Origin of the sequence: Mycobacterium sp. (genome assembly GCF_019243155.1) — a bacterium.
Lineage (GTDB): Bacteria > Actinomycetota > Actinomycetes > Mycobacteriales > Mycobacteriaceae > Mycobacterium.
Map to the genome: position 1 here is coordinate 1 of NZ_JAFAUS010000080.1, position 19,692 is coordinate 19,692.

The following is a 19,692-nucleotide window of genomic DNA, read 5'->3' on the forward strand; positions in this document are numbered from 1 at the left end:
CCGCGCTGCCGCCAGGTTCTTCGGGGTGATAGTCGGAATAGTCGCGTGCCCAGAACAGTCGCAGCGGAGTCGTCCGGCGCAGCATGTCGACCGTCGCCGGTAGATGCGTCAGGAACTCGGTTGACCGCTGCTGGGGCGCCGAGCCCGCGACGACCGAATCCAGGTACGTCGCCGCGCTCTGTGCGGTGTCGTGCGCACCGGCGTCCCGCAGCACCGGGCTGGCGGGCAGCCACAGCGCGCCACCGGACCGCGCGGTCGAGCCGCCCACATAGGACGATTTCTCCACTACCAGCACCGATAGCCCCAATTCGTGGGCGGCGAGGGCCGCCGCGAGGCCCGTTCCGGAGCCGACGACCAGCAGGTCGACGGTCGCGTCGGCGACCCTGAGGCCGGCAGGGATAGTCGTGCTCTGCGTCGTCACGTTCGAAACGGTATGCCGGAGCGGTGTCACGCGGGACGAGCCGTCCTGGTCAGTGGAACAAGCCATCCCCATCAACCGGCGTGGGGAGTTAAATCGTGCCCATGACGTCGCAGACCGAGGCCGACGAAGTTCGGCTCATTGAAGCGCAGGCCGCACCGACACGGTTCGCCCGCGGCTGGCACTGCCTGGGCCTGACCAAAGATTTCGGTGACGGCAAGCCGCACGCGATCACCGCCTTCGGCAAAAAGCTCGTCGTCTTCCGCGGCGGGGACGGGAACATCAACGTGCTCGACGGATACTGCCGGCACATGGGCGGTGACCTTTCTCAGGGCGAGGTCAAGGGCGACGAGATCGCGTGCCCGTTCCACGACTGGCGCTGGGGCGGCGACGGGCGATGCAAGAAAGTGCCCTACAGCAAGCGCACCCCCAAACTGGCCCGCACGCAAGCGTGGACCACGCTGCAACAGGACGGCATGTTATTCGTCTGGAATGATCCCGAGCGCAGACCGCCCCCGCCGGACGTCACGATCCCGCGCATCGAGGGCGCCACGCGCGACGACTGGACTGACTGGCACTGGTACACCACGGTCGTGAACAGCAACTGCCGGGAAATCATCGACAACGTTGTGGACATGGCGCACTTTTTCTACATCCACGGCTCGTTGCCCACATATTTCAAAAACATCTTCGAGGGGCACGTGGCGACGCAGTACATGAACGGTGGCAGTCGGCCCGATATGGGCGGCAGCGTTGGTTCGCAGATGCTGGGTACGACATCAGTGGCGTCGTACTACGGCCCATCTTTCATGATCGACGACCTGACTTATCACTACGAGCACGGTGACGCCAACACGATTCTCATCAATTGTCACTATCCGATCGACTCGAATTCCTTTGTCCTGCAATACGGGATCATTGTCAAGAAATCGGACGCGCTACCCGACGACCAAGCCATGCAGACCGCGATCAGCCTCGGGGACTACGTCAAACTCGGGTTCGAGCAGGATGTGGAGATCTGGCGACATAAGGCGCGCATCGACAACCCGCTATTGGTCGAGGAGGACGGTCCGGTCTACCAGCTGCGCCATTGGTATCAGCAGTTCTATGTCGATGTGGCCGACGTGCAGCCAGATATGGTGGACCGCTTCGAGTTCGAACTCGACACCACCCGGCCTTACGAGGCGTGGATGAAGGAGGTCGAGGCCAACATGTCGGCCCAGGCGGCCGGCGCGGGCTCAGTGTGATGACATTCGATTCGTCGGCCGGGCGGGATAATCGCCTCGACGAGATGCCCATGTCGCCCGTCACGTGTCGCAATTGCGGAGCACGGGTACTGGCTCGCAAGAGCACGTGGAACCAGACAAGCGTGCAGTGGAACGCAGACGCTTCGGCACGTTGTGCTGAACGCGCCGAAGCGCAGAAGATGTCGGCGCACGCCGATCGTGGCGTCTTCCTTGCTTGCGCAGCCCTGGGCGAGTCGATCACCGACGCGGTGCGATGCGGCGACCTGACCATCGTCGACGAAAGAGTCGGCGCGGCTTTATAGTTCGGATCTGTCCGGCGTACGCCCCGCCATCGAGCCTAAGCCAACACCCGAGCGAGCCCCGGTGACGATGACGCGTCGATCAGCGAAAAGCTGCAGGGTGCAATCCTTTTTGGTTCACGCCAACTGGAAGGCGCTTAGCGGCGCCTCGTCGGGGTAGCTGGATGGGCCGCCCAGGTCGTAGGCGGCATTGAGCGCACTGATGAACGCCGGATCATGCAGCGGCTCAACGGGAATGTCGAGCTTGATCCCGCGCCCGTTGACATCATCGACCATGATGTCGATGGCCCGCTCGATGGTCAGGTCGTCGGAACCGTCCATGTTCGTTTTGAGTTCGTCGAAATCGGAGAACACCTCGGCCGACCAGTGCACGAGGAACCGCAGTTCGGCGGTATGGTGGCGCGCGATGACCGCATCACCGTTTTTCAGCAGCCACTGGTCGCGGTCGTTCGGGTCACCGGTGAACACAGTGTCGAATGCCAATCCGGCCGGAACCTGTTGATCGAGAGGGCCATTCGCCTCGCCGCGATGCACCATCATCTCGTTCTGCACGACGACGCCGCGATTGTAGACGGGCGGGAGGACGCGCTTCGGCGCCCGGAGCGGACCGTCGGGCCAGTAGGTGAATCCACTGGATTGGTCGAGGGAAAACCAGGTGATCACCTGCGCCATTTTGATCAGGTAGTCGCCGAACAGGCCCGACTTACCCATGACGCTTGTGAGCCATGTAGGCGCGTTCTCGTGCCGCACACCGCGGAAGCTGGGCGAATCCAGATGCCCAGGATCGCGATTCGCGCAGGGTCCGTTGATGTTGAAAAGCATCAATTGAGGTTTGGCATACTCGGCGTCCCAATAGTCCTTGGCCATTTGCAGGAACCGGGGATTGTAGAAACAGTCGTGCAGCTGCGGGTAGAGCACGGCGCCATAGTTGGCGAGATAGCCGCGGAAGGTCGGAGTGAGAAACAAGTCGAGCGAGGGCGAAAATCCCTCTGGGAAGGCACCGCTCATCGTTGCGATCAATTCGTCGGCTGACGCGAAGTGTTGCGCAATGATCAGCTTCCACGGGCCCTCGCTGCGTACGACGTCGAGCAGTCTGTCACGTTGGTCGTCGGTATAGACGGTGTCGATCTCGCGAGGTGGTGCGGCGGGTCGTAATACGTCGGAGAGTTCCCATCGCCGATCATCGGTGAGCATCAGGTGTCTCCTTCTGCAGTGGGTTGATTGGTGTTACATCGGAATTGCTGGACTGGCAATGGGTGAGCGAACTTCGCGCGCAGCAGTCCGCCGACTTCGGCGATGGCCAGACGACCGCGTGCGGTTACATCAGACCGCATCAGAAAGCCGTGGTACATCCCCGGATAGCGGGTGATGGTGGTCTGCACCGCCGCATCGCGCAGGCGGACCGCATATCCCTCACCCCAATCTCTGATCGGATCAGCTTCCGCCGTTACCACGATCGCCGACGGCAGTCCGGACAGATCGGCGGCATAGGCGGGGACGAGGTAGGGATCACGAGGCGGACCCGCGTCACCGTCGGCAAGTGCATGCAGGTAGTCGATATCGTCGCGGCGCAGCATCGGCGCATTCGCCAGCGCGGTGATCGACGCGGCGTCCATGTCCCGATCCAGTCCCGGATATAACAGCACCTGCACGCAGATGGCGGGGCCGCCACGTTCGCGCGCGGCGAGGGCAACCGCCGCCGCCAGCGAACCACCAGCGCTGTCGCCAACAACCGCGAGCCGTTCGCCGTCGACGCCGATTTCCTGAGCGTGTTGCGATACCCATTCGGTTGCGGCATAGGCATCTTCGAACTGGGCGGGCGGTGCGCACTCGGGGGCCAACCGGTAATCGACCGCCACGACCGCCGCGTCCGCGGCCGCTGCCAGCGCCCTGGCCAGCGGTTCGAACGAGTGGTTTGATCCCATGACAAGTCCGCCCCCGTGGAAGAAAACGAGAACCGGACTCCGGGAATCGACTGTGGGACAGTAGATTCGGAGGGGGATGGGAGCAGCCGGCCCGGGGATGATGCGGTCGGTGATCCTGGCCATCTCTGGCATATCCTGGGGAAGCGGCGCGGCCTCGATTGCGGCGCGCACCGCGGCCAATCCACGTTGGCGCATCGGCGGGAGGTCGCCGAACGATGCAATTCGCGCGGCGGCGTCGGGATCCAGGGTTGCTTGGGCGATTTCAGAGGTCATCGTCGTGATGGGGGATGTTGTTCGATAAGGACATTCGCCCGATCGGTCATAGCTGCCGACACATAGTCCGGCTGGGTGAGCAGATAGAAGCGACCCTGCGCCGCCTGCTCGAATATGGTCTCGGCGGCCGCCAGCGGATCCATGGCACGCGTCTTGATCTCCAGCATGGCCGCGCGCTGCGCCTCGGCCGCATTGACACCAGTTCTATCGGCGGCCTCATCGGCGTCGACGCCACCCGCGGATTCGAAGATGCTGGATACCACCGCACCCGGCAGCACCGCTTGCACGTGGATGTGGTGATCGTGTCCGGCCGACTGGACGTCGAGGTACAGACACTCGGTCATTGCGAGCACGGCATGCTTACTGGTGATGTAAGGCGCTTGCAATGGAATTGTCACCACGCCGCCGACCGACGAAAGGTTCCACACCCAGGCCGGATCATCGGTCGCCATCATCTTTGGCAGAAACGCCCGCAAACCGTAGAAGACTCCGCTGATGTTGATGTCGATCACACGCCTCCAATTGGCGACGGGCGTGTCCCACAAATAGCCGAACTGTTCGATTCCAGCGTTGTTCACCAGCAGTCGCACTGGTCCGAGGTCCCTGTAGGTGCTCTCCGCCAGCCCTTGTAGGGCACCGGGGTCGCGCACGTCGCAGACCACGTCGACCACATCGGTTCCCGCTGCGGTGAGTTCGACGCGTAGCGCCGCGATGGCCTCGGCGTCGACGTCGGCGAGCACTACCGTCATGCCCAATCGGCTGGCATGGCGCGCCAGTCCCGCCCCGATACCGCCACCGGCCCCGGTGATGACGGCCACGCCGCCAGAGAATTTTTCGCGGGCACTCACGAACCGGCAGCGCTGTCCGCGGTGACACCGGAAAGGAGCACCGAGTTCGTGGTGTCGAGAACGATGTCCATGTCCGTGAACTCCAGCCCCTTGGCGCCGCGCCACACGGCGACGTTGGCTATGCCGGTGGATACCGCGAACGGGACGAAGTTGGCGATCTGGTTGACGAAAATATAGAAGCGCGCGCGAGTGATCTCACCGCCGGTGCTGGTGCGGTGCAGGTTGGTGGCGTGGTGGCGTAACGGGTAGGGGCTCTGTTTGCGATGCTCGGCAAGCCACTTCATGACCGAGTCGCGACCGCGCAGATCGGGCGACATCAACTCTTCGAAAGGACTTGCACCCGAGTCGCTTCGGGTCACGTAGTGCACGTCCTCGGCATAACAATTCGCCAGGGCGTCGTAGTGCGCCTCGTCGTAGTGATACCAGAAGCCCGCGATGAACTCTTGCAGTTCGGAAAGCGTAACCTCGTCGCTCATGGGCGCGAGTCAACTCCGCTGCGGCCCCGGGTATAGGGACGATGTCCGGTCAGTGGAACACCTTCTTCCAAGCTCCCGCTCAGTAGGCAAGCGCGCCCGCGCGGCGCGCGAAGGACTTGATACTTGCGGCCGTGAGTTCTGGCACCCGCGTAGATTCCGGCGAATTCCGGGCCAATCTGCTGAAGGCGGATCCGGGGGTACTCGTTGCGGTATTGGCGCAGCTGACCGGTGACCGCAGTGTGGTCGACCGGTTCGCGCCGAAGATCACGCACGTCCCCGACCCCCCGGAGCGGGCCGGCATCACCGATCCTGCGACCGCGGCAGAACTGGTCGACGAGGTGATTGCTGCGGTGCGGTCGCCGCGCGGGGCTAAGGCCGTACCTGCCGACGACCCCGATCTCTTTGGACGCTTGCTACCGCTGGCACTGGGATCCGAAGTCGATGACGAGTTCGTTCCCCTGTTGCTCGAGCAGGGCGGTTTTCATCCCTCCCAACCAGTGCTGCCGCGTACGGTGCCGATCCCCGAGACAACGAACGTGGCAATTATCGGTGCGGGCATCGCCGGCATCATTGCCGCGCTCGCCGCTGCTGACCTCGGGGTCGGTTACCAGATCTTCGATCGCAATGACGAAGTCGGTGGTACCTGGCTGACGACGACCTACCCGGGTATCGGGGTAGACACGCCCTCGGCGTTCTACTCGTTGTCGCGTGAGGTGAACCCGAATTGGACGAGCTACTATCCGCAGGGCGCGGAGTATCAGAACTACTTGGTTCTGCTGGCCGACAAATACGGATTGCGTGCGCACACCCGATTCCGTACCGAGGTCGAAGCCCTGTGGTGGGATGAGGACCGCGAGCAGTGGCAGATTCGTAGCGTCAGTCGCGATGGCGAACTCGACATCACCCATGCGCGCGTCGTGATCACTGCGGCGGGCTACCTCAATCGCCCACGATGGCCGGATCTCGAAGGCCGAGATACATTCGCGGGCACGAGTATTCACTCCGCGCGGTGGGATCCTTCGCTGGATCTCGCCGGCAAGCGGGTGGCGATCGTCGGTGCCGGCTGTACCGCAGTACAGATCGTCGACGCGTGTGTCGATGATGTCGAGCACCTGACCGTGTTCCAGCGGCAACCGCACTGGGTGGCGCCCCGTAAAAGAGCGACTGATGATGTTCCCGAGTACCGCCGCTACCTGGGTCGGCACCTCCCGTACTACGCGAACTGGAATCGGTTGAAGTCGTATTGGGGCACGGCGGACAACAACTATCCCGTCATCCTGCAGGATCCAGAATGGTCGAAAACACATCTGTCGATCTCACCCGCCAACGATGTGCTCTTGCAGATGTGCATGACGTACATCAACGAGACCTTCGGTGTCGGAACCGAACTGGCCAAGAAGGTGACCCCCGACTTTGCGCCTTACGGCAAGCGCATCATCCGGGACCCGGGCGGCTATTACGCGGCGCTTACCCAAGACCACGTGGACGTGGAAGCCAGCGAACCTGCCGGGGTCAACCGCAGAGGCATTGTGACAAAGGATGGCAGACAGATTGAGCTCGACATCATCATCTACGCCACCGGTTACCACCTCGACTTCCTGTCCACCGTCGACATCCGCGGCCGCGACGGGCGCAGGCTTTCAGACGAGTGGGGTGAGAGCCCCCGCGCGTATCGGGGCGGCACAGTGCCCGGATTCCCCAATCTGTTCATCAATTCGGCGCCGAACTACAGTCCCGGCCACGGTGCCGGCGCTAACTTCTCGATGGAAGTGCTGGCGCACTACATCATGGAATGCCTGCAACTGATGGCGCTGCGTGGAGCGACAACGATGGAAGTGACGCAGCAGGCCTACACCGACTATGTGGCCGGGATCGACGAGGCGATGACGGGCACGGTGTGGTGTCACACGCCGAATGCGCACACCTACTACCGCTCGGGTTCGGGTCGGGTGGTGGTGGCGACGCCGTACCGCCTCGTCGACCTCTGGCATCAGCACCGCGCGCCGATCGAAGAGCACTTCGAACTCCGATGAATCAATTGCTCTCGGGTAGAACAGCTTTAGTGACCGGAAGCAGCAGGGGGATCGGCCGGGCAATCGCGCAGCGGTTGGCCGCCGAGGGCGCGACGGTCGCGGTCACGGCTCGGTCCCACCTGCCGTCCTCATCGACGCGAAGCGGCGCCAGCCGCACACTGCCGGGCACCGTTGGCGAGACGGTCGCCCTGATCGAGAGTGCGGGTGGTCAAGCGTTCGGCCTGGCGGCCAACCTGGAGGATGCTCAGCAGCGTCGTCGGTTGCTTGAGGAGGTTGTGGAGCGCACCGGCCGCATCGACATCTTGATCAACAATGCCGGTTTTGCCGACTACTCGGTGATCGAAGACATGAGCCTCGCGACGTTTGACCGGACTGTGGATCATTACCTGCGAACGCCTTTCGTTCTGACGAAAGCCGCTGCGCCACATATGCGCAAGCAAGGTGAGGGCTGGATCGTCAACATCGGTTCGGTGACCGGGTTGCCCCCCGCGCGGCCGTACCGTGAATACAACAAGTCATCGGGTGACGTGCTCTACGCGGCGGTGAAGGCTGCCCTGCACCGCTTCACCCAAGGTGTGGCAGCCGAATTGCTGGACGCCAACATTGCTGTCAACTGCGTCGGCCCTTCGTCGGCGGTCCGGACACCTGGCGCGTCAGAACTGATTCCGGAGTCCTTTCCGACCGAACCGGTGGAGTACCTCGCCGAAACCGTGCTGGCGATGTGCCATCTACCCGCAGCCGAGCGGACCGGGCTGGTCGCGTTCAGCCTGCACTATCCCTGGTCGCAGCAGCTGGCGGTACACAGCCTGGACGGGGGCCAATTGTTGCCGCCGCTTGCGCCTCCGGCGACGGCCAACCCCAACATCGTGCCCGCGGGGATCTAACCAAGCACCCGGTCGCCGATCGCGCAGAAGCTGTGGCACACGCGGTCGCGAACGACAACGTCGGTGGTCTCGGGATCAAACCATCGGTCCACGACAGCCCAATGGATCGGGTGCCAGAGATAGGGGCCCATCAATCCGTCGACGTCGGCGAACTCCTGCTCAAACACGTGCGTCCACCCCGTACCGCCGATAGCCTCCGATACACGACTGAGTTGCCAAGCACGGATGGCCGGTATGTGACGCGGCATCAACGCCAGCTCACGCTCGAAGCTGGCGACGGTGGTCGCAGGGATGTCGGGCGCCACGCGCAGTAACAATGTCCGATACACGGTGCCCGGACCTTCGGCGCAGCGTTGGGGTGCACCCGAATAGTTGGCCCCGTTGACCCTAGCCACCGCCGGGTCCGTCAACAATGCATCGAATCTGGCTGCGCGGCAGCGCCAATGGTCTTCGTGGTGGAATCGAAGGTGCACGAGCATATCGCCGCCATTGCGGGTTCCGGGCAGGGTCGGCTGGACGACCCAGTGTGGCGCTCCAATCCCAGTTGCGGCGCAACGGAACTCGCGTAGTAGCCGGTCCCGATCCGGCTCAGAGACGTCGAGCAACCGGGTGACGCTATACATCGCAGAGGCCGTCGACGTCGTTAGCGGCCGCGGCGAGCGTTCGGGACCGCTCCTGCACCAATTCGCTGATTTGCAACCACCATTCGGCCAAAGCCGGATCTGGCCGGCCCAGCCACGTCATCTTCCACCACGCTTGGACGTCGGGCAGGGTCCATGTGATGGTGACGGTATTGACCCGGTCGTCGAACCAAATGGGTGGACTGACCAGGACGTCGCGCAGTGTCATGCCCCGGTCGCGGGCACCTGGGGCGTACTCGGCGAGGTAGGTGTCAATGAACTGCCGTGCACAACCGGGCCGGGTCAGCACACGATCGATTACGAACACTTCGCCACTAGCCACACGTGGACTGTAGGGGAGCCTTCAGGCGTCATGAGGCTCAAATCCCGGCCACCGGGATGGTCGTGCGGGTCGCCTAACTGCCCGGTGGAATTTCGTCCGTGTGCCGCGGGCAATACGCGTAGATGCTCTCAGCGACGAAGAAGCCGGTGTGAAATTCGGGGAGGTGGCTGCTTTTCATCACGTCCTGCGCCACATCTGCCGCCGATTGACCGTTGTCCAACCGCACGCAGACGAAATGGGCGGCTTCGATCGCGTGGGAGGCAGACGCGTCGTCGGTGATGCCCTGTTCCTTCAGCGCGTTCAGGAATTTCTGGTCGGTGCTGTCGGCCTGAGCGATCGGTGCTGCCGCCAGCAGGCCGATCGATGCGATTCCGGTAGCCATTAGCAGACGGGTAACCATTTCGGATGCTCCCTGCATTCAGATGCCGTGCTGAGACCGAGTTGGACCGCCAGAACTGATGATTCGGCCTTTTTACTTAATTCTGGCGGGCGCTCCGACTCCGGTACCAGGCTGGGGAGCCGTTGTACATTTTATGTTCACCCGACGGCCACCTGTAAAGCGGAATGCCGTCCATAACTCGCTTTGATTCCGTTGCGGCGCAACGTCGACCGAACCCGCGTGATGCAGTCCTGCCGGTATACGACAGCGGCAGATATGGGTTACATATGTGCGCTCACAACACATTCCCAGTTCACCGTCAGGTCGCTACGATGTCCGGGTGAGTGGAATGTGCATTACTGTTCCACTTTGCCGACGCCGTTCCCCGTGGAACTGCCGGGCTCGGTGACCACGGTGTGCTTTCAAAGCCGACAAAACTAAAACTCGAGGAACTAAATTGAAACTCAAGCGATTTAGTCCCGTGGCGTGCACCTTGGCTGCCATTGCGCTGGTGCTGTCCGGGTGCGGCAGCGATAAACAGTCGAGTGCGCCGAGTTCGTCGTCCGGTGCGGCGTCGGCAAATGTCAATTGCGGTGGAAAGAAGACGCTCAAGGCCAGCGGTTCGACGGCCCAGGCCAATGCGATGACCCGGTTCGTCAAGGCGTTCGAGCAGGCCTGTTCGGGCCAGACGCTGAACTACACCGCCAACGGATCGGGTGCCGGAATCAACGAATTCACCGGCAACCAAACCGATTTCGGTGGTTCCGACTCACCGCTCATCCCGAAGGAGTACGCCGCCGCCCAGCAGCGGTGCAGCTCCCCGGCGTGGAACCTGCCGGTGGTGTTCGGCCCGATCGCCATCACCTACAACGTGCATGGCCTCTCCACGCTGGTACTCGACGGTCCGACCGCCGCCAAGATCTTCAACGGCGCCATCACCAGCTGGAACGATCCCGCTATCCAGGGCCTGAACAAGGGTGCCGCCCTACCGGCCGAGCCAATTCACGTCGTGTACCGCAGCGACCTGTCCGGGACCACGGACAACTTCCAGAAATACCTCGACACCGCCGGGGGTGGTGCGTGGGGCAAGGGCGCCGGCAAGACCTTCGCCGGCGGTGCCGGCGAAGGTGCCATGGGTAACGACGGGACCGCCGCCGCCGTCAAGCGCACCGAAGGCGCGGTCACCTACAACGAATGGTCGTTCGCGCAGGCCGACCAGTTGAGCATGGCCAAGATCATCACCTCGGCCAGTCCGGACCCGGTCGCGATCAGCACGGACTCGGTGGCCAAGACGATCGGTTCGGCCGGGATCATCAACCAGGGCAACGATCTTGTGCTCGACACGATCTCGTTCTACCGGCCCAGCCAGGCCGGCTCGTATCCCATCGTGCTGGCCACCTATGAGATCGTCTGCTCCAAGTATTCCGACCCCCAGCTCGGTATGGCCGTCAAGGCGTTCCTGCAGAGCACGATCGGCACGGGCCAGAATGGTTTGGCGGACAACGGATATATTCCGATTCCGGATGCGTTCAAGGCGAGATTGTCGGCCGCGGTCAATGCCGTTGCGTGACCCCGCGGGCTAGCGTCACGCGTACTGCAGCACCGGTCGCGGCGCGGGGCGTAGGGGACGCAGCGGCCGCAGAGGTTGCAGCGTCGGCGCGACCCGTCCCGGTCCGGCCTCGGCCTGGCGCCAGATCGCCATCGCCGTCATGCGCACCGGAGCGGTCAGTCGCTGATCGAACGTCAGGCCATTCATCGGGCCGCACACCGACACCGCGGCAACGGCCTCGCCCGGGTTGCCGATAGGCGCGGCGACGCAACCGAACCCGAGCAGCGACTCCTCGCGCTCGAAAGCGACACCATGTGCTCGGACTTTGGCCAGTTCGACCGCCAGCTGGGCATTGGTCGAGATGGAGTACTTGGTCTTGCGCACCCGCAGATCCAATTCGGCGTCCTGGTCGCAGTCGGCCAGAATGGCCTTGCCGACCGCCGTGCAGTGCGCGGGCTGCCGACCGCCGACCCGGGTGGGTACGGCGTCGCTCATCCGGTCTCCGACCTTGTCCAGATAGACGACGTCGGGCCCGTCCAGCACCGCGAGGTGGGCGACGAGCCCCGTCGCGCGATGCAGTTCGCCCAGCAGTGGGCCGGCCGCGCGCACCAGCAGGTCCTGGTGCACCGCCAGCGACCCCAGCTCCACCAGCCGCATGCCGAGCTCGTAGTCACGACCGCTTCGGCGCAGCCAACGCAGCTGCACCAGGCGCTCGAGCATGCGATGCGCCGATGAACGCGGCAGGCCCGTGCGTCGGACGATCTGGGCCAGCGTCAGCCGCCCCGGTCCGTCGAATGCGTCGAGAACCAATGAGATGCGGTCGATGACGGCCGTGGGCGTGGCGGGTTCGAGGGTCTTCACGGTTGCTGCCATCGCGGCCTCTCAGGCTGAAGGTATCTGGCTGGCATATTCCTATTAGGAATATCTGTTTCTACCACATCGGTGTGGCTGCTGTCACACACCAATGCGGCCAGCCCAGCGTTGGGTGTGCATCCAGGGCGGGAGATTGGGCGAAATCCCGCCCTGAGGTAACACCGAAAGCCGCCAGTACACACTCAACGGCGCTGGAGGATGGCTCAGGCCTTAACGGCCGACCGTCCCGCGCGCCGCCCGTAGAAGCTGCCGTCGCCCAGCGAGACGCCGCTGGCATAACCCCAGGCGGCCAGCCCGGCGGTCGAACGGCCCGCGGCGAAAAGCCCGGGGATCGGCTCACCGCTGACATGCAACACCTCGGCGTCCAACGTGGTAGCCAGCCCGCCGAGGGTGAAGCCGCCGGTGTTCTCGCGCAAATCGATTGCGCCGACCGGAGATCCGATCGGCTTGAGCCACTCCGGCTTCTTGTGCAGCAGGGGGTCCTCGCGGCGGGCCGCGCCCTCGTTGAAGGCGGCCACGGTCGCCTGCAGCGCACCCGGCGCCAGGCCCATCTCGCCTTCCAACTCCGCGACGGTGTCAGCCACCCAGGTCGCCGGGCGAAGCATGAACTTGGGTGACCACGACGCCATCGCCTCTTCCTGAGCGTCGCTGTCGATGATCAGGTAGGCCGTGTTGTCCTGGTGGTAGAGCGTGAGCTGCCCGATCCGGCCCGGATAGGTGTCCTCGGCGACATAGCGCTGGCCGCGACCATTGACCAGGATCCCGCGCACCAACTGCTGCGGGTCGATGAAGATGGCGACCTCGGTCGCGTCCATGTGGGCCAGATCCGCGCCCAGCGCCTGGGCCATCCGGATCGCCTGCCCGTCATGCTGCTCGATCGAGGCCGCCGGACGCCCGGCGATCCGGGGGGCATAGCGCGCCACCATCGAGTCGTTGTAGGCGAAACTGCCCGTCGCCAGCACGACGCCCCGGCGCGCCCGGATCGTCATCTGCGTGCCGTATTGCCGGGCGCGGAGGCCGACCACCCGGCCGTCGGATTCCACCACCAGGCTTTGCACGCGCACGTCGTAGATCGCCCGTGCGCCCGCCGCTGTGGCCGTATCGACGAGCGGCTTCATCAGCATGAAGCCCGCGCTCGCCTCGCCCTGCTTCTTGTTCTGCATCTGCGGCACGTGGCCGCGCGGGGCGGGATCCGCGATCGTGTTGAACGGGTACGAGTTCTCGCCGCCGCTGTACATCAGGCCCTGGTCGCCCATCGGCTCCCAGCCGGGCTCGGCGAAGAACTCGGCTTTGAACGGCACACCGCAGCCGACGAGCCAGTCGAAGTGGGCGACACTGCGGGCGCAGTAGTCGGCGATCCGGTTCTCGTCGGCCCCCGGTCCCATCGCCACGTTGAGGAACGCCGCCATGTTGTCGACGGAATCGGTGAAGCCACAAGCCTTTTGCAGTCCAGTGCCGCGGCCGAGGTAGATGAACCCGCCGGCCATCGCCGCAGCGCCGTCCCACGAGCCGGTGCGTTCCAGGACCAGGACGTCGGCCCCGGCGCGCGCTGCCTCGACCGCGGCAGCGGCACCCGCGACGCCGTAACCGGCGATGACGACGTCGGCCTCATGATCCCACGAGGTGACCGACGAAGCGCTGATCGGTGTGACGTCGGTGTCGGGTGTCATCACATTCGCATCGCGGCGGGCATCTCACCGACCCATTGGTGACCCCAGTAGCTGTCGGCCGTGATTTCCTCGGCCGTGTAATAGGTTTCGTCGACGCGCATCCCGTCGGTGCCGAACTCGATGTCCCAGTCGCCGGGCGCCCGGACGTAGAACGAGATCATCTTGTCGTTGGTGTGGCGGCCGAGCGTGGATGACAGCTGGAAGCCCTCGGCGTTGACGCGGTCCAGCGCCTGGCCCACCGCGTCGAGGGTGTCGACCTCGACCATGATGTGCACCAGCCGCGGGTCGCGCTGATGCGCGGCCGGGACGATCGCGAGGCTGTGGTGGCGTTCGTTGATGCCGAGGAAGCGAACCCGCACCGGACCGAACTCCTTCGGCAACGGCACCCGGAAGGCGCCGCGGGACCGGAAACCCAAGACCTCGGTGTAGAAGTCGAACAGCCCGCCCGGATCCATCGCTGGCACCACCACATGGCCCATGCCCTGATCGCCGGTGACGAACCTCGCGCCGAACGGGGTGACGACCGGGCTATGGTCGAGCACAGCTCCGTGGAAAACCTCGACCGTGGTGCCGGCCGGGTCGTCGAAGGCGATCACCTCTTCCACCCGGCGCGCCTCGGCCTCATCGACGGACAGTTGCTTGAACGCCACACCCGCGCCGTCGAGCGCGGCCTTGACGCGCTGCAGGCCCGGGTGGTCGCGGACCTCCCAGCCCACGGTGAGCACCCGGTCCGTCTCACCGGGCACCACGATCAGGCGGGCCGCCCGCTCGTCCATCCGCAGATACAGCGCCGAGGAGTCCGGGCCCTTGCCTTCCGCGAAACCGAGGGCTCCGAATGCGAAGTGCCGCCAGCGGTCGATATTGTTTGTCGAAATCGTGATGTAGCCAAGGCTTTTCAGGTCAGTCACGCCCATGTCCTCCCTGCTCAGATCAGAGCCCGCAGCGGGCCCTCGGGCGGCTCGACGCCAAGCGAACTGAGCGCCGCCGCGTGGTAGGTGGTGCCCGGGACGTGGATGGCGTGCATCTGTCCGACGTGGACGTCACGCCAATACCGTTGTAACGGCTTGTCCATCCGCGCCGCATTGCCACCGGAGCGCGCGAAGATGTCGTCGACCGCCGACACCGCGCGCCACACGGCGCGCACCTGGGTGCGACGCCCCGCCGCGCGGTCGGCGAACGACACCTCTTTTCCTGCCGCGACCATGTCGTAGATGCGGTCGGCGTTGGCCAGCAGCTCCTGGCGGGCGGCGTTGATGTCGGCCGCGGCCTCGCCGACGGCGTACATGACGTACGGGTCGTCCTTTATCGCCGTACCGGTCGCGCCGACGCGCGCCCGCTGATAGTCGAGATGTGCGGCCAACGCGCCCTCGGCGATGCCGATGGTCGCCGCGGAGATGCCCAGCGGGAACATCGTCGACCACGGCATCAGGTACAGCGGCTCGGTCATGCCCGCCTCACGCTGCGCGGTGCCGTCCATCACCTTCGTCGCGTCCATCGTCCGGTAGGTCGGGACGAACGCGTCCTTGACGATCACATCCTTGGAGCCGGTTCCCCGCAGCCCCACCACATTCCACGAGTCCTCGACGATCTCATAGTCCTTGCGCGGCAGGATCATATGCAGCATCTGCGGCGGCATCAACGGTATGCCCTTCTCGTCACCGAGCATGGCACCCAGGATGATCCAGTCGCAGTGGTCGGTGCCCGAGCTGAACTGCCAGCGCCCGTTGAAGATGTAGCCGCCGTCGACCGGCTTGGCCACGCCCTGCGGCGCATAGGGGGAGGCCATCCAGGTGTCGACGTCGTCGGCCCAGATCTCCGCGGCCACTTTGGGATCCGCGTAGGCCAACTGATAGGGGTGCACGCCCACCACGCCGACGATCCAGCCGGCCGCCGGATCCAGCGCGGCGGTGGCCATCGTCGTCTCGGCGAATTCGCGGGGGTGGACCTCGAAGCCCTGATATTGCTTGGTCTGCAGCAGCCGGATCAGGCCGGCCGACTTCATCAGCTTGACCGTGTCGTCGGTGAGCCGGCCGACCCTCTCGGCTTCCTCGGCCTGGTCGCGCAACTGATCCGCCAGTGCCACTACTTGGTCGATTACGCGCTCGCTCATGTCCTTGTCCTTACGTGTATGGGCTTAGTAATGGTGTACCGCAGTCGGCGCCCGTCCCGTAGGTAATCCCGGTCAGCGGACGCAATTGAGGGTCAGAACTCGATATGCAGATCCGCGCTGGCCGGCCTCGCCTGGCACGCGAGAATCAGGCCGTCCCGTAGATCGTCGGGCCCGAGGACCTGGCAGGCGGCCATGTCGACCCGGCCCCGCAGCAGGGTGCCGACGCACGACCCGCAACGGCCCTCGCGGCACGAGTGGGGCACATCGATGCCCGCCTCGAGCAACATCTCCACGAGGGTTTGACCGTGCGGCCACCGGAGCCGATGGCGCTGACCATCGAGGTCGACCTCGACGTGTGCAACTTCTGACATGCGCCGATCGTCTGCGATCACCACGGGCCGGCGGCCAGCCGCGCCCGATGGTCGGGACGATTCGCGTTCGGTGTCCGCTGACCGGGATGCCGAGCGGACCGCTGCGGCGCAGGACCTACCGTCGGCGCTGTGAACGAGTCTCTCGACGTCGTAGTGGTCGGCGCGGGGTTCGCCGGCCTCTACGCCCTGCATAAGCTGCGCGCCCAAGGACTCTCGGTGCGGGTGCTCGAAGCCGCGCCCGAGCTGGGCGGCACCTGGTACTACAACCGGTATCCCGGCGCGCGCTGCGATGTCGAAAGTGTTGACTACTGCTATTCGTTCTCCGACGAATTACAGCAGGAGTGGAGCTGGACGGAGAAGTACGCGACCCAGTCCGAGATCCTGCGCTATCTGAACTGGGTTGCCGACAAACTCGACCTGCGCCGCGACATCTTGTTCAACACGCGAGTGGTCTCGGCCGTTCTCGATGAGGTGACGCTTCGGTGGACGATCGCGACCGACGCGGGTCGGATGCTGTCGGCACGGTTTTGCTTGATGGCGACGGGGCCGCTGTCGGCGGCCATGACTCCGAGCTTCACCGGCCTGGACACGTTCGCGGGGGAGATCCACCACACCGCCGCCTGGCCGCACGATCCGGTCGACTTCACCGGCAAGCGTGTCGCGGTGATCGGCACCGGATCCTCTGGTATTCAATCGATTCCGATCATCGCCGAGCACGCCGCGCACCTCTACGTCTTCCAGCGCACGCCTAACTACAGCGTCCCCGCCGGTAACAAACCGTTGTCCGCCAACGAACTCGACGACATCAAGGCCACCTACGCCGATCGTCGCCGATCGTCGTGGCGCAGCGGTGGCGGCTCACCGCACGTCACCGCTGCGAAGCCGACGTTTGCGTTCACCCCCGAAGAGCGCCGCGCAGCGTTTGAAAAGCGCTGGCAGCTGGGCGGCGTGCTGTTCTCGAAGACGTTTCCGGACCAGATGACCGACCTGGAAGCCAACGAGGAGGCGCGCAGGTTCTACGAGCAGAAGGTACGCGCCCTCATCGACGATCCTGTCGTCGCCGACCTGCTGATACCCACCGACCATCCGATCGGAACCAAGCGAATCTGCACCGACAGCAACTACTTTCAAACTTTCAACCGTCCCGACGTGACGCTCATCAGCGTCCGCGCCACCCCGATCGAATCGGTTGACGCCGCCGGCATCAACACCATCGACAGGCACTACGACCTCGACATGATCGTGCTGGCAACGGGATTCGACGCGATGACCGGTGCGCTGGGCAAGATCGACATCGTCGGCCGCCGCGGGGAAACGCTGCTCGACGCTTGGGCGAATGGGCCGCGCACCTATCTGGGACTAGGGGTCGACGGGTTTCCCAATCTGTTCCTGATATCCGGGCCGGGGGCACCCGCCGTGCTGGCGAACATGGTGCTGCATGCCGAGGCCCAGGTGGACTGGATCGCAAAGGCCATCGCCTATCTCGACGACCATGGTCATGCCGCGTTGGAAGCCACCGCCGACAGCGTCGACGGTTGGGGCGCCGAATGCGCCAGACGTGCCGACGAAACGTTGTTCAGCAAGGCGAATTCCTGGTACATGGGCGCCAACGTCCCCGGGAAGCCGAGGGGTTTCATGTTGTTCGTCGGGGGTTTCGCGACCTACAACGACATCTGCGCAGAGGTGGCCGATGCCGGCTACAAGGGCTTCGATTTAATCAAACGATGACAGGATTGCTGGACAAAGTCGTTTTGGTCACCGGCGCCGCGCGGGGCACCGGGCGCGTGCACTGCGCGCGGTTCGCCGATGAAGGCGCCGATGTGATCGCGCTCGACGCGCCGGATAATGCCGACGAATTGCACGGTACCGCAACCGAAGTCGAGAACCGTGGTCGACGGTGCGTGACCGGCCTGGCCGATGTCAGCGACCTCTCAGCGATGACGGGTGCAATCGATACCGGGGTCGCCCAATTGGGCCGGTTGGACATCGTCGTCGCCAATGCCGGAATCCACATGCAAGGCGCGCCATCTTGGGAGCTCGACCCGCAAACTTGGCAACGAACCCTCGATATCAACCTCACTGGCGTTTGGCACACGGTGAAGGTGGGCGTGCCGTACATCGGAAAGCAGGGCGGCTCGGTCATCATCATCAGCTCCACCAGCGGGCTTCGCGGCCTCCCGAACACCGCCCACTACACCGCCAGCAAGCATGCGGTGGTGGGCCTGGCTCGCACGCTTGCCAACGAACTCGGGCCGCGAGCCATTCGGGTCAACACTGTGCACCCCGGCCCGGTCGCGACCCCGATGGTCCTCAACGAGGCCACCTTTCGACGGCTGCGACCGGATCTGGACAGTCCCACAGCCGCGGACGCCGCCGAGGTTCTCCAGGCGCGCAACCTGCTGCCGGTGCCCTGGGTCGAGCCCGTCGACGTGGCCAACGCCGTGATCTTCCTGGCCTCCGACCACGCCCGTTACATCACCGGCACGCAGATGGTTGTCGATGCCGGCCTGACCCAGAAGACCACGTGACCGGACGGCTGGACGGCAAGGTCGCCGTGATCACTGGTGCGGCGCGGGGGATCGGCCGCGCGCAGGCGGTGCGGTTCGCGCAAGAGGGGGCCGACATCGTGGCGCTGGATGTGTGCGCTCCGCTCGACACCGTGATCATCCCGCACGCCACACCTGCCGACCTCGACCGGACTGCTTCGATGGTCACCGAGGCCGGCGCGCGGATACACACCGAGATCGTCGACGTGCGTGAACTGACCGCGATGCAGGCGGCGGTCGAACGCGGCGTCGAGAAATTCGGCGGATTGGACCTGGTATGCGCGACCGCCGGAATCACTTCGCGCGGAACGGCACTCGAGCTCACCGAAAACGCCTGGCGCACAATGCTGGACGTCAACCTCACCGGCGTGTGGCACACCTGCAGGGCGGCGACCCCACACCTGATCGCGCGCAGAACCGGCGCGATGATCCTGACAAATTCTATTGCCGGCATGCGGGGCCTGGTCGGGGTCGCTCACTACACTGCCGCCAAGCACGGTGTGGTCGGCCTGATGCGCAGCCTGGCCAGCGAGCTTGCGCCGCATAACATCCGGGTCAACTGCGTTCATCCGACGAACGTCGACACCCCGATGATTCAGAACGACGTCGTCGGCAGCGCGTTTCGTCCCGACTTGGACCGGCCGCCCACCCGTGCCGAATTCGCCGAGGCGGCCCGCGCGATGAACTTGCTCGGGGTGCCGTGGGTGGATGCGGTGGACGTCGCCAACGCCGCACTGTTCTTGGCCTCCGACGAAGCTCGCTACGTCACTGCGATTACCCTGCCCGTCGACGCCGGCGCAACGCAGCGATGAATACGGGGGACGGTGA

Annotated in this window: 21 protein-coding genes; 8 read left to right on the forward strand and 13 right to left on the reverse strand. The window is 64.6% G+C overall.

Annotation, left to right across the window (positions count from 1 at the left end):
* A partial coding sequence (locus tag JOZ00_RS04075; RefSeq protein ID WP_293339986.1) for an FAD-dependent oxidoreductase occupies nt 1-421 on the reverse strand: 421 nt, incomplete at its 3' end.
* Nucleotides 422-522: 101 nt separating this feature from the next.
* On the opposite strand from JOZ00_RS04075, the gene JOZ00_RS04080 reads away from it, so the two are divergent.
* Both JOZ00_RS04080 and JOZ00_RS04085 read left to right on the forward strand, forming a co-directional pair.
* The gene (locus JOZ00_RS04080; protein WP_293339989.1) at nt 523-1,665 is read left to right on the forward strand and encodes a Rieske 2Fe-2S domain-containing protein; all 1,143 of its coding nucleotides are present in this window, start codon (nt 523-525) and stop codon (nt 1,663-1,665) included.
* Nucleotides 1,665-1,967 carry a ferredoxin gene (locus tag JOZ00_RS04085; protein WP_293339992.1) on the forward strand — a complete coding sequence of 101 codons (303 nt, stop codon included), beginning with the start codon at nt 1,665-1,667 and terminating at the stop codon, nt 1,965-1,967. Before JOZ00_RS04080 ends, JOZ00_RS04085 begins: the two co-directional genes overlap by 1 nt.
* A 114-nt stretch (nt 1,968-2,081) precedes the next feature.
* Here the strand turns inward: JOZ00_RS04085 and JOZ00_RS04090 are convergent, their stop codons facing one another.
* Genes JOZ00_RS04090 through JOZ00_RS04105 form a run of 4 tightly spaced genes read right to left on the reverse strand, consistent with a single transcriptional unit; the run spans nt 2,082 to nt 5,486 of the window.
* Nucleotides 2,082-3,158 (reverse strand): hypothetical protein, encoded by a 1,077-nt coding sequence (locus JOZ00_RS04090; protein ID WP_293339995.1) that lies wholly within the window; start codon nt 3,156-3,158, stop codon nt 2,082-2,084.
* On the reverse strand, nt 3,158-4,162 hold the full coding sequence (locus JOZ00_RS04095) for an alpha/beta hydrolase (RefSeq protein ID WP_293339998.1): 1,005 nt from the start codon (nt 4,160-4,162) through the stop codon (nt 3,158-3,160). Before JOZ00_RS04095 ends, JOZ00_RS04090 begins: the two co-directional genes overlap by 1 nt.
* Nucleotides 4,159-5,010 carry an SDR family NAD(P)-dependent oxidoreductase gene (locus JOZ00_RS04100; RefSeq protein WP_293340001.1) on the reverse strand — a complete coding sequence of 284 codons (852 nt, stop codon included), beginning with the start codon at nt 5,008-5,010 and terminating at the stop codon, nt 4,159-4,161. The genes JOZ00_RS04095 and JOZ00_RS04100 overlap by 4 nt, the downstream gene beginning before the upstream one ends.
* Nucleotides 5,007-5,486, reverse strand: a complete 480-nt coding sequence (locus JOZ00_RS04105; protein ID WP_293340004.1) for a nuclear transport factor 2 family protein — start codon at nt 5,484-5,486, stop codon at nt 5,007-5,009. The genes JOZ00_RS04100 and JOZ00_RS04105 overlap by 4 nt, the downstream gene beginning before the upstream one ends.
* Nucleotides 5,487-5,617: 131 nt before the next feature.
* Between JOZ00_RS04105 and JOZ00_RS04110 the strand changes: the two genes are divergently transcribed.
* Nucleotides 5,618-7,519, forward strand: coding sequence for an NAD(P)/FAD-dependent oxidoreductase (locus tag JOZ00_RS04110; protein ID WP_293340006.1), 1,902 nt, complete (start codon nt 5,618-5,620; stop codon nt 7,517-7,519).
* Nucleotides 7,516-8,403, forward strand: coding sequence for an SDR family NAD(P)-dependent oxidoreductase (locus JOZ00_RS04115; RefSeq protein WP_293340008.1), 888 nt, complete (start codon nt 7,516-7,518; stop codon nt 8,401-8,403). The genes JOZ00_RS04110 and JOZ00_RS04115 overlap by 4 nt, the downstream gene beginning before the upstream one ends.
* On the opposite strand, the gene JOZ00_RS04120 is transcribed toward JOZ00_RS04115, so the two are convergent.
* The 3 genes from JOZ00_RS04120 to JOZ00_RS04130 all read right to left on the reverse strand — a co-directional run bounded on the left by JOZ00_RS04120 (nt 8,400) and on the right by JOZ00_RS04130 (nt 9,748).
* Nucleotides 8,400-9,026 carry a Dabb family protein gene (locus JOZ00_RS04120; RefSeq protein ID WP_293340011.1) on the reverse strand — a complete coding sequence of 209 codons (627 nt, stop codon included), beginning with the start codon at nt 9,024-9,026 and terminating at the stop codon, nt 8,400-8,402. The two genes, JOZ00_RS04115 and JOZ00_RS04120, sit on opposite strands and share 4 nt — an antisense overlap.
* Nucleotides 9,019-9,366 (reverse strand): hypothetical protein, encoded by a 348-nt coding sequence (locus tag JOZ00_RS04125; protein ID WP_293340014.1) that lies wholly within the window; start codon nt 9,364-9,366, stop codon nt 9,019-9,021. Before JOZ00_RS04125 ends, JOZ00_RS04120 begins: the two co-directional genes overlap by 8 nt.
* A 73-nt stretch (nt 9,367-9,439) precedes the next feature.
* Nucleotides 9,440-9,748 (reverse strand): DUF732 domain-containing protein, encoded by a 309-nt coding sequence (locus JOZ00_RS04130; RefSeq protein ID WP_293340017.1) that lies wholly within the window; start codon nt 9,746-9,748, stop codon nt 9,440-9,442.
* A 454-nt stretch (nt 9,749-10,202) separates the two neighbouring features.
* Between JOZ00_RS04130 and pstS the strand changes: the two genes are divergently transcribed.
* Complete coding sequence (gene pstS, locus JOZ00_RS04135) at nt 10,203-11,315, forward strand: phosphate ABC transporter substrate-binding protein PstS (RefSeq protein WP_293340020.1); 1,113 nt, start codon at nt 10,203-10,205, stop codon at nt 11,313-11,315.
* A 15-nt stretch (nt 11,316-11,330) separates the two neighbouring features.
* Here pstS and JOZ00_RS04140 read toward each other — a convergent pair whose 3' ends face one another.
* The 5 genes from JOZ00_RS04140 to JOZ00_RS04160 all read right to left on the reverse strand — a co-directional run bounded on the left by JOZ00_RS04140 (nt 11,331) and on the right by JOZ00_RS04160 (nt 16,318).
* Entirely contained in the window at nt 11,331-12,167 is an 837-nt protein-coding gene (locus tag JOZ00_RS04140) for an IclR family transcriptional regulator (RefSeq protein WP_293340023.1), read from the reverse strand.
* A gap of 203 nt (nt 12,168-12,370) precedes the next feature.
* On the reverse strand, nt 12,371-13,837 hold the full coding sequence (locus JOZ00_RS04145; RefSeq protein WP_293340026.1) for an FAD-dependent oxidoreductase: 1,467 nt from the start codon (nt 13,835-13,837) through the stop codon (nt 12,371-12,373).
* The gene (bphC, locus tag JOZ00_RS04150; RefSeq protein WP_293340028.1) at nt 13,837-14,745 is read right to left on the reverse strand and encodes a biphenyl-2,3-diol 1,2-dioxygenase; all 909 of its coding nucleotides are present in this window, start codon (nt 14,743-14,745) and stop codon (nt 13,837-13,839) included. The genes JOZ00_RS04145 and bphC overlap by 1 nt, the downstream gene beginning before the upstream one ends.
* Nucleotides 14,746-14,762: 17 nt before the next feature.
* Nucleotides 14,763-15,947, reverse strand: coding sequence for an acyl-CoA dehydrogenase family protein (locus tag JOZ00_RS04155; protein WP_293340031.1), 1,185 nt, complete (start codon nt 15,945-15,947; stop codon nt 14,763-14,765).
* A 92-nt stretch (nt 15,948-16,039) separates the two neighbouring features.
* Nucleotides 16,040-16,318: a 2Fe-2S iron-sulfur cluster binding domain-containing protein gene (locus tag JOZ00_RS04160; protein ID WP_293340033.1), complete on the reverse strand. Its 279-nt coding sequence runs from the start codon at nt 16,316-16,318 to the stop codon at nt 16,040-16,042.
* A 129-nt stretch (nt 16,319-16,447) separates the two neighbouring features.
* On the opposite strand from JOZ00_RS04160, the gene JOZ00_RS04165 reads away from it, so the two are divergent.
* The 3 genes from JOZ00_RS04165 to JOZ00_RS04175 are packed head-to-tail and all read left to right on the forward strand — an operon-like array spanning nt 16,448 to nt 19,676.
* A complete protein-coding gene (locus tag JOZ00_RS04165) occupies nt 16,448-18,046 on the forward strand; it encodes an NAD(P)/FAD-dependent oxidoreductase (RefSeq protein ID WP_293340036.1) in 1,599 nt (532 codons plus the stop codon).
* A complete protein-coding gene (locus JOZ00_RS04170; RefSeq protein ID WP_293340039.1) occupies nt 18,043-18,846 on the forward strand; it encodes a mycofactocin-coupled SDR family oxidoreductase in 804 nt (267 codons plus the stop codon). Before JOZ00_RS04165 ends, JOZ00_RS04170 begins: the two co-directional genes overlap by 4 nt.
* Nucleotides 18,843-19,676, forward strand: coding sequence for a mycofactocin-coupled SDR family oxidoreductase (locus JOZ00_RS04175; protein ID WP_293340041.1), 834 nt, complete (start codon nt 18,843-18,845; stop codon nt 19,674-19,676). The genes JOZ00_RS04170 and JOZ00_RS04175 overlap by 4 nt, the downstream gene beginning before the upstream one ends.
* The last annotated feature ends 16 nt before the right edge of the window (nt 19,677-19,692 follow it).

Coding starts and splice junctions, on each gene's coding strand:
- JOZ00_RS04160 (WP_293340033.1), bottom strand. CDS start 16,318: ATGTCAGAAGTTGCACACGTCGAGGTCGACCTCGATGGTCAGCGCCAT.
- JOZ00_RS04090 (WP_293339995.1), bottom strand. CDS start 3,158: ATGCTCACCGATGATCGGCGATGGGAACTCTCCGACGTATTACGACCC.
- JOZ00_RS04140 (WP_293340023.1), bottom strand. CDS start 12,167: ATGGCAGCAACCGTGAAGACCCTCGAACCCGCCACGCCCACGGCCGTC.
- JOZ00_RS04105 (WP_293340004.1), bottom strand. CDS start 5,486: ATGAGCGACGAGGTTACGCTTTCCGAACTGCAAGAGTTCATCGCGGGC.
- JOZ00_RS04145 (WP_293340026.1), bottom strand. CDS start 13,837: ATGACACCCGACACCGACGTCACACCGATCAGCGCTTCGTCGGTCACC.
- JOZ00_RS04080 (WP_293339989.1), top strand. CDS start 523: ATGACGTCGCAGACCGAGGCCGACGAAGTTCGGCTCATTGAAGCGCAG.
- JOZ00_RS04095 (WP_293339998.1), bottom strand. CDS start 4,162: ATGACCTCTGAAATCGCCCAAGCAACCCTGGATCCCGACGCCGCCGCG.
- JOZ00_RS04130 (WP_293340017.1), bottom strand. CDS start 9,748: ATGGCTACCGGAATCGCATCGATCGGCCTGCTGGCGGCAGCACCGATC.
- JOZ00_RS04085 (WP_293339992.1), top strand. CDS start 1,665: ATGACATTCGATTCGTCGGCCGGGCGGGATAATCGCCTCGACGAGATG.
- JOZ00_RS04170 (WP_293340039.1), top strand. CDS start 18,043: ATGACAGGATTGCTGGACAAAGTCGTTTTGGTCACCGGCGCCGCGCGG.
- JOZ00_RS04155 (WP_293340031.1), bottom strand. CDS start 15,947: ATGAGCGAGCGCGTAATCGACCAAGTAGTGGCACTGGCGGATCAGTTG.
- JOZ00_RS04115 (WP_293340008.1), top strand. CDS start 7,516: ATGAATCAATTGCTCTCGGGTAGAACAGCTTTAGTGACCGGAAGCAGC.
- JOZ00_RS04120 (WP_293340011.1), bottom strand. CDS start 9,026: ATGTATAGCGTCACCCGGTTGCTCGACGTCTCTGAGCCGGATCGGGAC.